Raw genomic sequence first — 15,604 nt, forward strand, 5'->3', positions numbered from 1 at the left:
AGGACGGCTCTCTACGCGGGCTCGACGGCTGAGCCCACGTCGACGAGCCGCTCGAAGAAGAACTCGTGCTTGAGGAAGGAGACGTCGTACTCGTGCCCCGGGTAGGGCGGGATGAGCTGGGCGGCCTGGAAGAGCCGCCAGCCGTCGCGGAGGGCGGCCACGCCCGACTCGTAGGGGGGTGCGTCGGTGTCGCCGGTGGTGGGTGAGGTGCGGCCGGTGCCGTCGTAGCGCGACCAGCCGACGACGTGGGAGTCGAGCGAGGAGTCCGACAGGTACAGCACGAGGACCTGCTGGCGCAGTACCGGGACGGTGGCGGCCATGGTGTCCGCCGGGGCGGGAAGGGTCGCTTCGGTCGTCATGCCACGGTTCCCTTCGGGCGGTTGGAGACCCTGGTGACCCAGTGGTCGAGGTCGAAGCCGTCGTCGCCGGTGAGCTCCCGCCACAGCAGGATGCGGTTGTACCGCTCCAGCCGGCCGGTCGCTCCCTCGTACCAGGGGAACATCGTGTCCAGCTCGGCCGTGACCCGGGGGTCGTGGAGGTCCGAGGTGTCCCACAGGCGTCGTTGGCGCACCCTGGGATTGAACCGGATCTTGAACATGTAGCGGAGGGTGTCGCTGTCGTTGCGCCGGCCTCCGTGCCAGATGCCGTGGTGGAGAAACACCACGGTGCCGGCCGGGCAGACCAGCCGGTCCTGCCCGCGCAGGTTCTGGTAGCGGCCGGTGTCCGATTCGTTGGTCCGCCGCAGATGACTGCCCGGCACGCTGAGGGTTCCGCCCATCTCCAGCGTCACCGCGTGCGGGTAGTACATCAACTGGACGTCGAAGGCGTCCGGCCGGACGTCGATGATGGCGTCCCCGTGCAGGGACTGCGCGGCGCCTCCGTGCGGCTCGCGGGTGTGCACGAAGTGGTGGTCGACCCACGGCTCCGGGCCGACCAGGCTGTGCAGGGCACCTGCCACCTGCGGCAGCTCAAGGAGCCTGCGGACGAAGGAGCCCTTCGCGTACGCCTCCGACAGCGGCGTCCCGTACGGCACCGGCGGCACTCCTCGCGCGAGCACCTCCATGCCCTCGGCGTTCATCTCCGCCGGGACCACCGCGTCGAGCCGTACCGATCCGGACGCCACGAAGCGCGCCATCCGCACCGAGCTCAGCAGTTCTTGCCTGTTCTCCATGCCCGTCACGCTAGGACCGGCCGACGCGCACCGCGTGGGCCGCGTTCACCTTCCACTGGTCGATTCTCACCCTGTCCTCGGGCCCGTACGTCGAACCCTGGCCCCCGGGGTGGGCGGCGCGGGCCGTGGTAGAACACGTGACCATGCAGACGGTCCTCGCCCATCTCGACGAGCCTCCCACCGTCGCCGCCCTCGGGATCGGCGTCCACGGTCCGGCCGGCCACGTGGACGTGTTCTCGCTGCCGGACCTCTGGCAACTCCATCTGTACGGCTACGAGGCCGACTTGACGGTCGACGGAACCGCGTACGCCATCCGCCCCGGGCGGGTCAGTCTCGTACCGCCCGGAACCGTGGTGCGCTACCGCTACCGGGGCCGCTCCGAGCACCTCTACGCCCACCTTCGCCTGGGCACGGCGGGTACCCCGCGGAGCATTCCCGTGATCCAGCCCGCCGGACGCGAACTCGACCCGCTCACCGCGCGGCTGCGGCAGGCGCTGGCCGCCTGGCCGAACACCCCGGCGGGGGCCACCGCCGAGGTGTGGGCCGCCCTGTGGCGGATCGCCCGGCTCACCCCCCTGCGCGAGCCGAACGCCCCGTCCGTCCACCCGGCGGTGGCGGCCGCGACGGCCCTGATCGAGGCGCGGCTGACGGAGTCCTTGACGGTCCCGGAGATCGCGCGGGCGGCCGGCGTCTCCCACAACCACCTGACCCGGCTCTTCCGCGCCGCCACCGGCGAGACCGTCGTCGGCTACATCCGGGCCCGCCGGATGGAACGCGCCCGCCACTTCCTACGGGCCACCACGCTCTCCATCCCCGCCGTCGCCGCCTCGGTCGGCATCCCCGACCTCCAGGCGTTCAACAAGGCCTGCCGCCGCGAACTCGGGGCGTCACCACGCGGCATCCGCGGCGGCGGTCCCGTCCCCGGCGACGGCACGGGCCAGTAGAAGCACGTACGGGCCCCAGCCCGCTCCACCCTCGCCTACGCCCAACAACACGACGACGGCACCAAGGACCTCTGGTCCGTCCCAGCCGACGGCTCGGGCAAGCCCCTCCTGCTCCTGCGCAACGCCCACTCGGCGGCGGCACTCGGCTGACCCCGGGAAGCGGACGCCATCCATCGTGCACGTGATGCACAGGTGGCACGTTTTGCCCTTTGCCCTCGGCAGGGCGGTATCCAGCCATGTCGTGTTCATGTGAGGTTCGCCGCGGCCGCCCATCGTCACGGCCATGAACAAAGCAATCCTCTCGGCGACGGCCGTAGCCGCCGCCCTCACCCTCACCGCTCCCGTCACCGCTTCGGCGCGGGAGCTTCCCCGCGACGCCTCGCGGCACCGGTCGGGGCAGGCCATCCCGTTCACCGGGGCGACCGTCACGGCCGGCAAGGACGGCTCCTTCACGCTGACCTGGGCGGCGGAAGGGGTACGGCGGGTGGAGATACGTGCGAACGGGAAGGTGGTGGCGAAGGGCGGGGCCAGTGGGCGGGCCGTGGTGAGCGGGCTGTCGGCCTCGGGTCGGCAGTGGTTCTGGTTCCAGGGTGACCGGGGGCAGGGGTTGAGGCTCGCCGACCGTCTCGTGCGGCTGTCAGGGACGGTCAATCTGCGGGACGCGGGTGGGTACCGGACGGGGAACGGGCAGTGGGTGAGGATGGGCGAGGTCTACCGCTCCGACGCACTCGACAGGCTCAGCGGCGAGGACCTGGCCGAGCTCCGGCGGCTGGGCGTCAGGACCGTCTTCGACCTGCGGACGCAGGACGAGCGGAGCAAGGCCCCGGACGTCGTTCCGGCCGGCGCCGACTATGTCGTCGCTGACGTCTTCGCGGGATCCGGCGCCTTTCAAGCCATGCCCAAGAGCCCGGCCGAGGCGGAGCGGATGATGATCGACGCCGAGAAGGCGATGGTCGGCGGAGAGGGCGGCAGGAAGGCGTACGCCAAGGTCTTCGACGGCATCGGCGAGGACGACAGGCGGTCGGTGCTCTTCCACTGCACGGCCGGCAAGGACCGCACCGGCTGGGCGAACGCGGCCCTGCTCACCGCGCTCGGTGTGCCGCGGGAGACCGTCATGGCCGATTACCTCGCCAGCAACGCGTACCGCGAGGCGGCCAACGACACGATCCTCGGGCACCTGCCGCCCCAGCAGGCCGCCGTCTACAAGCCGCTGCTGGACGTCCGCCCCGAGTACCTGAACTCCGGCTACGCGGAGGTGGAGGAGGAGTACGGCACCTTCGACCGCTACCTGAAGGACGGTCTCGGCATCGACCGCCGCGAACTGAAGCGGCTCAGGAAGGACCTGCTCGTCGGCTGACCGCTCACTGAGAGGTGGCGGGCGCCTGGGCCGCGCAGGTGGTGCGGCCGAAGGTGCCGGTGGCGGTGGCGCGTTGGACGTGGTCGCCGCGGACGGCGAGGGTGCAGGTGGCAGTGCCGCCCTTCTCGCCGAGGGTGACGTTGACGACCGGAGGGGCGTCGAGGGGGACGCGTACGGTCTTGCGCCAGGGGAGGTCGACGTGGGTGGCGACCTGTGCCTTGTCGGCGGTCGCGCCTCGGTAGGAGATGTCGGCCGCGCCCTCGCCGAGCACCTCGTAGGTGACGTCGTAGGTCGGTTGAGTGGTGGAGGTCGTGGGCTGTTGGCCCGCGGCCTCCTCCTCGTTTCCGGTGCCGGGGAATCCGTAGGCGAGGAGGGCGACTAACGCGCCGCAGGCGAGGAGCAGAGCCGCGGCGATGACCGGGACGCGGCGTTTCGGTGCTTCGGGCGTCGGCATGGGGGGACCTTCCGTCGAGGAATCGGACTGGGTTATACACCACCGCATTCGGTGGGCGCCAGGCAGCGGAAATGTCGGGCAAGGCGGCCTTAATGGCCGATGGCGGGTCAGTCAAATGTCCTTAATGGGCAGTCGGTTGACGGCGCATGAGTTCCGTGGTGAAGAATCCCCCAGCCCGCGATCGAGGCTTCGGCAAGGCCACTTCCCCGTATGGGGAGGGTGGTCTGATTTGCCATGCGTTCAGGCGCTTCGGTCGATGTCGGGTCCACCGAAGAGGGGAATGGCGTGAAAGCGAGATACGGGCCGGCGATAGCCTGCCTCGTGGTGTCCGCGGTCGTCGGCACCATGATTCCACAAGTCGCCTATGCGGCACCGGTTTCAACGGATGACGGCAAGGGTATCGGCGAGACTTTAGCGGGATGGTTCGCCGACGACGAGGATGAGGGCGAGGGCGAGAACAGGCCTGAATCGCCGTCGACCGGCGGAACCCCGCTATTGCCGAGCAGGGAGAAGCTTCCGCCCGGTAAAGCGGCCGTAAAGCCGCAGCGGGTCGGGGAACTGACGGATCGTCGTACACCCCATGCCCGGTACTGGAAGTTGTCCGACGGACGGGTTCAGGCCGAGGTGTCGGCGGAGCCGACGGCGTACCGGTCGGGGACGTCGTGGAAGGACATCGACCCGACGGTCACGGCGGGCGGGCCCGGGGGCTTCGTCTTCACCAACGCGACGAACGTCGCGCGCACCTCCTTCGGCAAGGACGCGGCGAAGCTGCTGCGCTTCGAGGCCGGCGGCGGTCACGCGGTGACCCTGGGCCTGGAGGGCGCGGGCGCGCTCACCCCCGTCGCCAAGGGCGACAGCGTCACGTACAAGGACGCCGTGGCCGGCGCGGACCTGACGTACCAGGTGGGTCCGGGGCGGGTGAAGGAGAACATCGTCCTGGACGCCCGGCCGGCCGGCCCGGTGACGTTCACGTTCACGCTGGACGCGGGCGGGCTGACGCCGAAGGCCGGCGAGGACGGCTCGATCCGGTTCTACGGCGAGGGCGCCGATCCGGTCCTGGTCGTGCCGGCCGCGTTCATGACGGACGCGAGGAAGGACGCCTCCGCGCCGTACGGCACGCGGCACAGCTCGGCGGTCGAGCAGAAGCTCGTCAAGGCCGGCAAGAGCTGGAAGCTGACGGTCACACCGGACGCGAAGTGGCTCGCGGCTCCGGAGCGGCAGTATCCGGTCACGATCGACCCGACGATCTCGATCGCGCCGACGCCGAGCACGGCGCAGGACGTGATGATCTCCTCGGACGGTCCGGCCCACAACTACGACCAGAACTGGCGGCTCTCGGTCGGCAACACCAGCACCGGCACGTCGCGTGCGCTGCTGCGGTTCCCGCTGACCGGCGTGCCGGCCGGCACAAAGCTCGACTCGGCCGATCTGAAGCTGTACTACGACCAGACCCACACCACCGGCGACACCGAGGTCCAGCTGGAGGCGCACCGCGCCACCCAGGCGTGGACCGAGGACAAGGCGACCTGGAACAGCGCGAACGCGCTCACGGGCGAGCTGTCGGGCACGTCGGTCGTGGTGGACGACGGCGACGCCGGACGGACGGCCGCCGTCGGAGCCTGGCCGGCTTCGGCCAACACCGCGTACACGCAGTACGCGGTGAACCAGGACTACCTGTACAACAAGGACTCGGTCGCCGGTGACACGTACACCTGGCAGCCGAACCTTCCCGAGGACGGCACCTACCAGGTCGAGGCGCACTACGTCCCCGCCTCGGACCGCGCCACCAGTGCCCCGTACACCGTCACGTACGACGGCGGGTCGAAGGCGTACACGGTCGACCAGCAGGCGGGCACGGCCGGGGTCTGGAAGACGCTGGGCTCCCACCCGTTCAAGGCGGGGACGCTCGGCAAGATCGCCCTGGGGGACGCCGGGACCTCGACGACGACCTCGGTGATCGCGGACGCCGTCCGCTTCACCAAGGGCGGCGTCGTCACCAAGAAGCCGGGCGAGCTCAACACCTGGCACTCCTTCGCGGTGACGAAGACGGTCCAGCAGTGGATCGACGGGGCCTACGCGAACAACGGCTTCGTGATCAAGGCCGGTGACGAGTCCGCGAACGGCCCGAAGGGCGGACCGCGGTACGAGGGCAGCGAGTACGGGTACGGCGGCGAGACCGCCCACTACCCGCGTCTCGTCATGACCTTCGGGCGTCAGGGCGTCGACCTCGCCACCCCGGCCGTCATCCACGACACGGGTGCGGAGCTGGCCTGGTCGGCGTATCAGGACCCGGACCCCATCGGGACCGGCGACGACATCGTCGAATACCAGGTCCACCGCTCCGTCACCCAGGCCTTCACCCCGTCGGCCGCCACCCTCGTCGCGCCCGTCGCGTCCTCGACGACCTCGTACACGGACACGAGCGCCGTGCCGACGAGGGCCGACGACCCCGACCCGCTCGGCCGCGCCTACTACTACATGGTCGCGGTCAAGACGAGGGACGGCCAGGTCCTCGCCGCGCCCAGCAAGCTCGTACGGCTGCCGAAGGCGGGCCGGACGACGAAGGTGCTCGACGCGACGCAGGACACCACCCTGTCCTCCGCCCGGCCCACCTCGCCCCTCGACACGATCGACGAGGGCGGCCCGAAGAACTGGCTCAGCGTCGGCAACAACTCCGCCACCCTCGGCGACACCCGCGCCGTGCTGAAGTTCCCGGCCCTCGGCATCCCCGCCACCGCGCGCGTCGTCGAGGCGGACGTCCGTCTGTGGAGCACCCAGACCACCACGGACGCGGCCGGCGCGGCCTACGAACTCCGGCCGCTGACGCGCGACTTCGACGAGTCCGCCGCGACCTGGGTCAAGGCCGACGCGGCCACCAACTGGACGGTCGCGGGCGGTGACTTCGGCGCGGTCGCGAGCGACACCGGGTCCAAGACGAACGACCCGTCGCGGCACAACTGGAACGTCACCTCGCTCGCGCAGTCGTGGGTGACGACCCCGTCGTCCCAGCGCGGTGTGGTCCTCAAGATGGCCGACGAGGCCGCGCAGCAGGAGCGGACGCTTTTCCTGTCCTCCGAGGGCACCGAGCAGCGGCTGCGGCCCAGGATCGCGGTCACGTACATCGACTCGACCACCGAGTCGACGTACTACGCGCCGCAGACCCCGGCCCGGATCACCCCGAACAGCGACCACACGGTCGAGTTCACCCTCACCAACACGACCACGTCCGTGTGGAAGGCCGGCACGCACGTCCTGAGCTACCGGTGGGCGCTCCCGGACGGCACCGACGCCACGAACGGCGGCAACCAGCTCCAGACGGCCCTGCCCGCCGATCTGCTGCCCGGTGACTCGGTCACCCTGCAGGCCCGGCTGCGCGCCCCGATCAACTCGGGCTCCGGAAGCAAGCGCACCGAGTACGTCCTCACCTGGGACGTCCGGGACACGGTGGCGGGCACCTGGCTGTCCGCGACGGGCGGTCCGGCCGGCCTGCGGCAGAACGTCACCGTCGAGGACCCGACCTCGGACCAGCTGGGCCTGGAGAAGTTCTACTCGTACAACGGGAAGAACACCGGCGCGGGTTCGTCGCTGATGAACAACACCGCCGTCGGGAACAGCGTCTGGCAGTACAACGCGCTGAGCAACCCTGGCCGCGGTCTCAACACCTTCGTCCGCTTCGCCTACAACACCCAGGACACCTCGGACACCGTCGCCGGTCACGGCTGGTCCGTGCAGGCCGCGGGGCCGATCCGGCTCGGCGCCCCGCTGGACTTCCACCCGAACCCGAACCCGAGGGAGGTGCGGCTCCCCGACGGGGACGGCACCACCCACGTCTTCCGCGTACAGCCGGACGGCACGTGGAAGGCGCCGGCCGGCGTCCACTTCCGGCTCTCGGCCAAGCCGGGTCTCGACTGCACGCCGGCGAAGGACCCGATCCCGGACGCCTGGACGCTGACGCGCCCGGACGGCACCCGCTTCCTGTTCGGCTGTGACGGCTACCAGACGTCCGTCGTCGACAAGAACGGCAACACGCAGACGTTCACGTACGAGGAACGCAAGTCGAACAACAAGCCGACCAAGTTCCTGTCGTACATCACCGACCCCGCCGGGCGGCAGACGCTCACCGCCACCTACTTCACCAAGGCGGAGGCGACCAGCCCGAAGATCGTCGACCACCTGAAGACGATCACCGACGTCTCGGGCCGCAAGCTGGCCTTCGAGTACTCGGACAAGGGGCTGCTCACCAAGCTGACCGACGGCGCGGGCTCGTCCCAGCCGAAGGTCTTCGGCTTCACGTACGACGCCGAGCAGGGCAACAAGAACGTCAAGCTGGTCCGCGTCACCGACCCGCGCGGCAACGCCACCGCTCTCGACTACTACTACCCGAGCGAGGGCGACGACCCGAAGTACCACTGGTGGACCCAGTCCATCACCGACCGCATCAGCGGTGTCACCGGGTTTGCGTACGCCGCCGACACGGCCGACACCCGCTTCACCTCCACCGTGGTCACCGACGCCGAGGGCCACGACGCCACGTACGTCACCGACGACTTCGGCCGTCCGGTGCGGTCCGTCAACGCCAAGGCGCAGCAGACGAAGCTGGCGTGGGACGCGGACAACAACGTCACGTACATGGAGGAGAACAACGGCGCCGTCACCGCCTACTGCTACGACACGCTCACCGGCTACCCGCTGTGGAAGCGCACCGCGGAGCACAACAAGGCCGGGGTCCCGCCGCAGAGCGACTGCGCCCCCGGCAAGTACCCGGCCGACTCGCAGAAGTTCGAGTACGTCAAGCGACTGGACGGCTACTCCTCCGACCTGTCCCGCAAGACGTCACCGGAGGGCCGGGCCTGGCAGTTCGGCTATGACGCCTTCGGCAACCTGAAGACGGTCACCGACCCGAAGGGCGTCGCGACGCCCACCGCGGGCGACTACACGACCGCCTACGAGTACGACACGTACGGCCAGCTCACCAAGGCCACCGACGCCAACGGCCACGCCACGGTCAACAGCGCCTTCACACCGACCGGTTACCCGGCCAAGATCACGGACGCGCTCGGCAACAGCCTGAGTTACGAGTACGACGTGCGCGGCAAGGTCACCAAGACGACCGACCCGCTCGGCAGCCGCACCACCCAGACGTACGACACGTACGGCAGGCCGCTGGTCAGGACGGCGCCGAGGGACCAGGCCGCGGGTGATCTCATCACCGTGCCGGCACCCGACTACGACGCCAACGACAACGTCACCAAGGCGATCGCGCCCACCGGTGCCGTGTCCACGGCCGTCTACGACGCGGCCGACCAGCTCACCGAGGCCACCTCGCCGCAGGACACGCCGACCGCGCCGCTGCGCCGGACGGTCTACACCTACGACAAGACCGGCCACCTGAAGACCACGACCGAGCCCAAGGGCGTGGCCACGACCGGGATCCCGGACGACTACACCACCACCCAGAACTACGACGAGATCTACCAGCTCGCCTCCGTGGTCAACGCCCTCGGCGAGAAGATCACGTACACGTACGACGAGGTGGGCAACAACGTCAAGGTCGTCGACCCGAAGAAGAACCGGACGACCGACCCCGACGACTTCTCGTCGAAGATGACCTACGACCTGGAGCACCGGGTCACCTCGGTCACCGACCCGCTGGGCAACGTGACGCGACGCGCCTACGACAAGGACGCGCTCGTCGTCGCCGACACGGACCCCCTCGGCAACACCACCTACTCCGGATACGACGAGCGGGGCCGCAAGATCGAGCAGCGGGTTCCGCACTCGGGCAGCGGCAGCGGCACCACCTACCGCACCACCCGCTACGAGTACGACCAGGTCGGCAACGCCACCCGGGTGATCACCCCGCGCGGCACGGAGACCGCGAACGCCGACGACTTCACCAGTCGTACCGAGTACGACGAGCTGAACCGGCCGGTCAAGCAGTACCTGCCGTACGACCCGGCGGACGCCCGCTACAACAAGCCGAACGTCTACACGCAGACGTTCTACGACGCGGCCGGCCGCGTCACGCGGACCTCGCAGCCGCCCTCCGAGGGCCAGACCGTCCGCAACGACACCGAGTTCACCTACTACGACAACGGGTGGACCAAGAGCTCCACCGACCCGTGGGACATCAAGACGAGCTACGCGTACAACGACCTGGGGCTGCAGACCTCCAGGACGCTCAGCTCGGCCGGCGGGTCCGTCAGCCGCACCATGGGCTGGAGCTACTACCCCAACGGAAAGCTGAAGGAGAAGACCGACGACGGCGTGCCCGTCGGCACCGCCGTGCCGCTCGTCGACAACTCCGACGCCCAGAACACCGGTTCCACCGGCACCTGGACCACGGCCAGCCTCACGGGGCAGCAGGGCTTCGACCACCGCGTGCACGCGGCCGGAGCCGGGACGGACGCGTACTCCTGGACGCTGAACATCCCGAAGAACGGCAAGTACACCGCGTACGTGAAGTTCCCGCAGGTCACGGGCGCCAGCAAGACCGCCAAGTACAAGGTCACGCACGGCGCGGGCAGCACCGACCGCACGGTCGACCAGTCCACCGCGGCGGGCACCTGGGTCAGCCTGGGCACGTACGACTTCACCCAGGGCAACGCGGCGAAGCTGGAACTGTTCCAGGCCACCGACGGCAAGGTCGTGGCCGACGGGGTCAAGCTGGTGCGCGACCTCACCGGCGACATCGACGCGGAGAAGCACCACTTCCGCTACGCCTACGACCTGAACGACAACCTCTCGCTGATCGACGACCTGTCGTCCGGCGCCAAGGTCGACGCGTACACGATCTCGTACACCGGTCTGAACCGGGTGTCCGGCATCACCGAGACCCTGGCCGGCCAGCAGAAGACCAGCACGACCTACACCTACGACGCCAACGACCAGCCCGAGAGCATCACCCACCCCGACCAGTACTCGAAGTACACCTACGACCTGCGGGAGAAGGTCAAGGCCGTCTCGGTGGGCACCTCGCCCACGGACACCGACCCCAAGGTCACCTCGTACACCTACACCGACCGCGGTGAGAACCTGCGGGAGACCAAGGACAACGGCAACACCGTCGACTTCACGTACTTCCTCGACGGCGCGCTCAGGACCAGCGCCGAGAAGAAGGCCGACGGCACGCTCGTCGCCTCGCACACCTACGCCTACGACGCCAACGGCAACAAGGCGCAGGACGCGGCGAAGAAGATGAACGCCGACAACCACGCGGCGTATCTCGAGTCCACCACCGCCTACACCTACGACCCGGTCGACCGGATCGCCAAGTCGGTGAAGACCGGCAACGGCGCCGCCACCGAGACGTACGTCCACGACGACAACGCCAACGTCGTCCAGCAGAACGTCGGAGGCACCGCCACCGACTTCCGCTACGACCGCAACCGGCTCCAGACGTCGACCAGCGCGGGATCCGTCACCTCCTTCAACTACGACCCGCTGGGCCGTCAGGAGTCGACGTCCCAGGGCGGGCAGATCGTCTCGCGCAGCATCTACGACGGCTTCGACCACGTCGTCGAGTCCCAGCAGCGGGACGGCACCGGCGCGATGAAGTCGACGAAGTACACCTTCGACCCGCTCGACCGCACCTCGTCGAAGACCGCGGACGGCAAGACCACCGACTACCGCTACCTCGGCCTCTCCCAGGAGGTGCTGACCGAGGAGGTGGCCGGCAAGCTCACCAAGTCCTACCAGTACAGCCCGTGGGGCCAGCGTCTCTCCCAGGTCAAGCACAACGAGAACGGGACGACCGAGGACGCCTACTACGGCTACAACAGCCACACCGACGTCGAGACGCTGACCGACGCCACCGGCGACACCAAGGCCACCTACGGCTACACGGCCTACGGCAACGACGACTCGTCGGAGTTCACCGGCATCGACAAGCCGGACGCCGCCGACCCGACGAAGGAGGAGTACAACTCCTACCGCTACAGCGCCAAGCGGTGGGACGCCGGGTCCGGCACGTACGACATGGGCTTCCGTGACTACGACCCCGGCCTGAACCGCTTCACCAGCCGCGACATGTACAACGGGGCCCTGGCCGACATGGGCCTGGGCAGCGACCCCTTCACCGGCAACCGCTACGCCTTCACCGGCGGCAACCCGATCAGCAACGTCGAGATCGACGGGCACTGGTTCGCGCTCGCGATCCCGGCGGTCGCCGTCGCCTTCGTCGCGGCCGTCGTGGTGGTCGTCGCCGTCATCGCGGTCGCCGCCGCCGTCGAGTACGTCGTCAACGAGGTCCGGGACCGGATCGACGAGGCCAACCGGTCGCGTGACGACACCGCCGACGAACCCGCACCCGATCCGCGGCGCGTGCCGCGGCCCCAGCCCGAGCCCGATGGCGACGACGATGACGACGATTCGCGTTGCGGCAAGGGCTGGATCAAGTACGGCGACCGGGACGCGGCCAACGGCAACCGGGCCACGGCCGCCGAGGCCTGCCTGACCAAGGAGTACCTGAAGAACAACAAGGGAACCGGCGTGGGTTCCAACCCGCCCGGATACGAGTGGGCGCAGGACTACGCCAAGGGCAAGGGGCTCGACGCGCAGAAGAACGTCAACGCGTGCCACCTCATCGGCAACAAGCTGGCGGGCAAGGGAGTCCTGGCGAACCTCTCCCCGTGCGCGCGCGGCGCCAACGCCAAGCAGATCGGCTCCACGCAGGGCGACGACCACATGAGGACGTACGAACTGCAGGTCTACAACGCCGTGATGGCGGGCCAGGACGTCATGTACTCCGTGTCCCCCCGCTACGACGGCAGCCGGACGGTGCCGACCGGCTACGACATCTCGGCGTACGGCGTGAATCCCGACGGTTCGGTCGGGATCGACTTCCAGGTGTTCATCCCGAACACCCTGAGCACGGGAGACAATCTCGGCACACAGAGCGACAACGGTTCGGCGGTACCCACAGGGAGCACACCATGACGGGGACCAGGGCCCGCCGCACGAACCACACGGACCACACGGATACGGAACGAGGCACCGATGAGTGAGCCGACCGACCTCGACGAGCTGCGCCGGCTGATGCCGCCGCCGCCGAACGGGGACACGACGGTCGACTGGACCGCCCTGGCCGCGTCATGGGGCAAGCCCTTCCCGGACGACTTCCGCCGCTTCATGGAGGTCTACGGGGCCGGCGCGGTGGAGAAGTACCTGTCGATCGGCAGGCCCGAGGCCAAGGTGCCGCTGGAGCGGGCCGAGCCCGACGGCATGGTGATCGAGACGGCCAACGCCGAGGCCGACTGGGAGACGGAGGAGAAGACGCCCGAGCTGGACGGCACCTCTCCGGTCCTGATCACCTGGGGTGTGTCCGCCACCGCGGACATGCTCTGCTGGGACGCCTCGACCGACGATCCGGCTCAGTGGCCGGTCCTCGTCTACCACCGCGGCGACATGCTGTGGAGTCGGTACGACTGCGGCATGGTGGAGTTCCTCGTCCGGACCTTCCGCGCCGCCTGGCCCGAGAACCCCCTGGGCGGCGAGTTCCTCTGGGACGTGAGCGAGGTGGTGTTCGAGCCGCAGGGCTGACGCCCCGCGGTGTACGCGAAACGCCCGGCCGGGTCTTCCCGGCCGGGCGTTTCCCGTGGGCGGAGGTGGACGCGCCCTCAGTACGGCCCCGAGGGGTCCACGGTGAGGATCAGGAGCGTGACGTCGTCCTGGATCCTGGGCGCGAAGCGGCTGAGGTCCGCCCAGATCTCCTCGGGCAACGCGTCGGGTCCCGCACCGGTCATCCCGGCCAGACGCTCGGCGAAGGGATAGAACGCGCCGGAGGCGTCCCGTGCCTCCAGCACACCGTCCGACGCGAGGACCAGCCGGTCGCCGGGCAGCAGCGACACCGTCACGGCGGTGCCGGGCATGACATCGGCGAGGCCTAGGCCCAGCGGCGGGCCGGGGTCGAGGTCCAGGGTGCTCACGGCCCCACCGCGCAGCAGCACCGGCGGCGGATGCCCGCAGGCCAGCACACGGACCTCACGCCCCTCCGGCGCGAAGTCCAGCAGGACGGCCGTCGCGAAGAGCTCCGCGTGCTCCGTCCGCCCCGAGTCGACCACCAGCCTGCGTTCCAGCCGCGCCGCGCTCGCCTCGGCGTCCACGTCGTCCAGTACGGCCTCGCGGAACGCGCCCAGGATCGACGCGACCGTCGCGACCGCCGCCAGACCGTGCCCCTGCACATCCCCGAGGACGGACCGCACCCCGTTCGGGCCGTCCCTGACGTCGAAGAAGTCCCCTCCCACCAGCGTGCCCCGCTCGGCCGCGCGGTACAGGCTCGCGCAGCGCACGGCCCCGACCCGCGGCCCCACGTCCGGGACGATCGCCCGCTGTGCCGTCTCGGCGACCGTACGTTCCAGGTCGAGCTGCTCGTCCCGGCGCCCCCGCACGAAGGAGACGAAGACACTCAGCGTCGCGACGAAACCGAGCGTGAAGACGTCGGTGTTACCGGGCCGGTCCAGATGGAAGGAAGGAATCGTCAGCAGCCCGACGGTCGCGGCGCCGAGCAGAGCCGTGGCCCACGGCCCGTACGCCAGGACGGCCAGCGGAGGCACCGCGCCGAGCAGAAAGCCGATGTCCACCGGCACGGAGTCGCTCAGCGAGGCCGCCCCCACCCCCACAAGGAGCAGCACCGGCAGGACCCGCACCCACCGGGGCGGCGGGGCCCCACTCAGCCAACCGCGCCGGTACTCCCCGCTCGCCCCCGCCCTTGGCCTCACCACACCACCAGGTTCCTATGCCGGCGTGCGCCCCGCACTCCACGGGCCAGGTCACGGCCCACGCCTAAGATCACCAGGACGGCGGACAAGACACGAGAGAGGCAGCCGAGTGGCGGACGAACGCGTGTACCTGGTGACCGGGGGCGGAACGGGGATCGGGGCGGCGACCGCCCGGACACTGGCCCGGGCGGGACACAAGGTCGCGGTGTCAGGGCGGCGCCCCGAACCTTTGCGGCTGGTCGCCGAGGAGACGGGCGCCCTGCCCGTACCGTCGGACATCGGGGACCCCGCCGCCGTGGCCGCGCTGGTCGAGACGGTGGTGGGCAGGTACGGGCGGCTCGACGGCCTGGTGCTCAACGCCGGCATCGGCCGGGGCGGCGGGGTGGGCGAGGTGACCCTCCAGGACTGGGACGACGTCATGCGCACCAACCTCACCGGACCGTTCCTCCTGCTGCGCGCCGCCCTCCCCCATCTGCTCGACGCCCGGGGAGCGGTCGTCGCCGTGGCCTCCGTGTCCGCCCTGCGCAACGGCGTCGGCAACGCCGCCTACGCCACCTCGAAGGCGGCCCTGCTCCAGCTGTGCCGCTCGCTCGCGGTCGACTACGGGAGCGCCGGCCTGCGTGCCAACACCGTGTGCCCGAGCTGGGTGCGCACCGACATGGCGGACCGCAGGATGAATCGGTTCGCCGACGAGGCGGGCCTGGAGGGGGACGGTCCGGAGGCGGCGTACGACGAGGTGACCCGGGTCCTGCCCGCCGGACGGCCCGGTGAGCCGCGAGAGGTCGCGGAGGCCATCGCCTGGCTGCTGTCCCCGGCCGCCTCCTTCGTGAACGGTGCGGTCCTCACCGTCGACGGAGGCGCCACCGCACTCGACCCGGGCACCCTCGGGTTCCAGTTCCACCTCGACCCGCGCGTCCCACGGGCCTGACCGGCGGTCGACGTAGGTCTCGACCGGGGTCA

Annotated in this window: 9 protein-coding genes; 5 read left to right on the plus strand and 4 right to left on the minus strand. The window is 69.9% G+C overall.

Annotation, left to right across the window (positions count from 1 at the left end):
• Positions 1 to 11: 11 nt before the first annotated feature.
• Positions 12 to 359, minus strand: a complete 348-nt coding sequence (locus ACZ7G1_RS17035; protein ID WP_470877213.1) for a hypothetical protein — start codon at positions 357 to 359, stop codon at positions 12 to 14.
• Positions 356 to 1,171, minus strand: a complete 816-nt coding sequence (locus ACZ7G1_RS17040; RefSeq protein WP_470877212.1) for a phytanoyl-CoA dioxygenase family protein — start codon at positions 1,169 to 1,171, stop codon at positions 356 to 358. Before ACZ7G1_RS17040 ends, ACZ7G1_RS17035 begins: the two co-directional genes overlap by 4 nt.
• 143 nt (positions 1,172 to 1,314) lie before the next feature.
• On the opposite strand from ACZ7G1_RS17040, the gene ACZ7G1_RS17045 reads away from it, so the two are divergent.
• Positions 1,315 to 2,115, plus strand: a complete 801-nt coding sequence (locus tag ACZ7G1_RS17045; protein WP_470877324.1) for a helix-turn-helix domain-containing protein — start codon at positions 1,315 to 1,317, stop codon at positions 2,113 to 2,115.
• Positions 2,116 to 2,398: 283 nt separating this feature from the next.
• Complete coding sequence (locus ACZ7G1_RS17050; RefSeq protein ID WP_470877211.1) at positions 2,399 to 3,472, plus strand: tyrosine-protein phosphatase; 1,074 nt, start codon at positions 2,399 to 2,401, stop codon at positions 3,470 to 3,472.
• 4 nt (positions 3,473 to 3,476) lie between these two features.
• Here the strand turns inward: ACZ7G1_RS17050 and ACZ7G1_RS17055 are convergent, their stop codons facing one another.
• Entirely contained in the window at positions 3,477 to 3,926 is a 450-nt protein-coding gene (locus ACZ7G1_RS17055) for a hypothetical protein (protein ID WP_470877210.1), read from the minus strand.
• A gap of 597 nt (positions 3,927 to 4,523) precedes the next feature.
• On the opposite strand from ACZ7G1_RS17055, the gene ACZ7G1_RS17060 reads away from it, so the two are divergent.
• Both ACZ7G1_RS17060 and ACZ7G1_RS17065 read left to right on the plus strand, forming a co-directional pair.
• Entirely contained in the window at positions 4,524 to 12,863 is an 8,340-nt protein-coding gene (locus ACZ7G1_RS17060; protein WP_470877209.1) for a golvesin C-terminal-like domain-containing protein, read from the plus strand.
• 60 nt (positions 12,864 to 12,923) lie between these two features.
• Entirely contained in the window at positions 12,924 to 13,466 is a 543-nt protein-coding gene (locus tag ACZ7G1_RS17065) for a hypothetical protein (RefSeq protein ID WP_470877208.1), read from the plus strand.
• Positions 13,467 to 13,543: 77 nt separating this feature from the next.
• Here the strand turns inward: ACZ7G1_RS17065 and ACZ7G1_RS17070 are convergent, their stop codons facing one another.
• Positions 13,544 to 14,647: a PP2C family protein-serine/threonine phosphatase gene (locus tag ACZ7G1_RS17070; protein WP_470877207.1), complete on the minus strand. Its 1,104-nt coding sequence runs from the start codon at positions 14,645 to 14,647 to the stop codon at positions 13,544 to 13,546.
• Positions 14,648 to 14,753: 106 nt separating this feature from the next.
• On the opposite strand from ACZ7G1_RS17070, the gene ACZ7G1_RS17075 reads away from it, so the two are divergent.
• Positions 14,754 to 15,572, plus strand: coding sequence for an SDR family NAD(P)-dependent oxidoreductase (locus tag ACZ7G1_RS17075; protein ID WP_470877206.1), 819 nt, complete (start codon positions 14,754 to 14,756; stop codon positions 15,570 to 15,572).
• The last annotated feature ends 32 nt before the right edge of the window (positions 15,573 to 15,604 follow it).

The organism is Streptomyces sp. NPDC037273, from assembly GCF_055603625.1.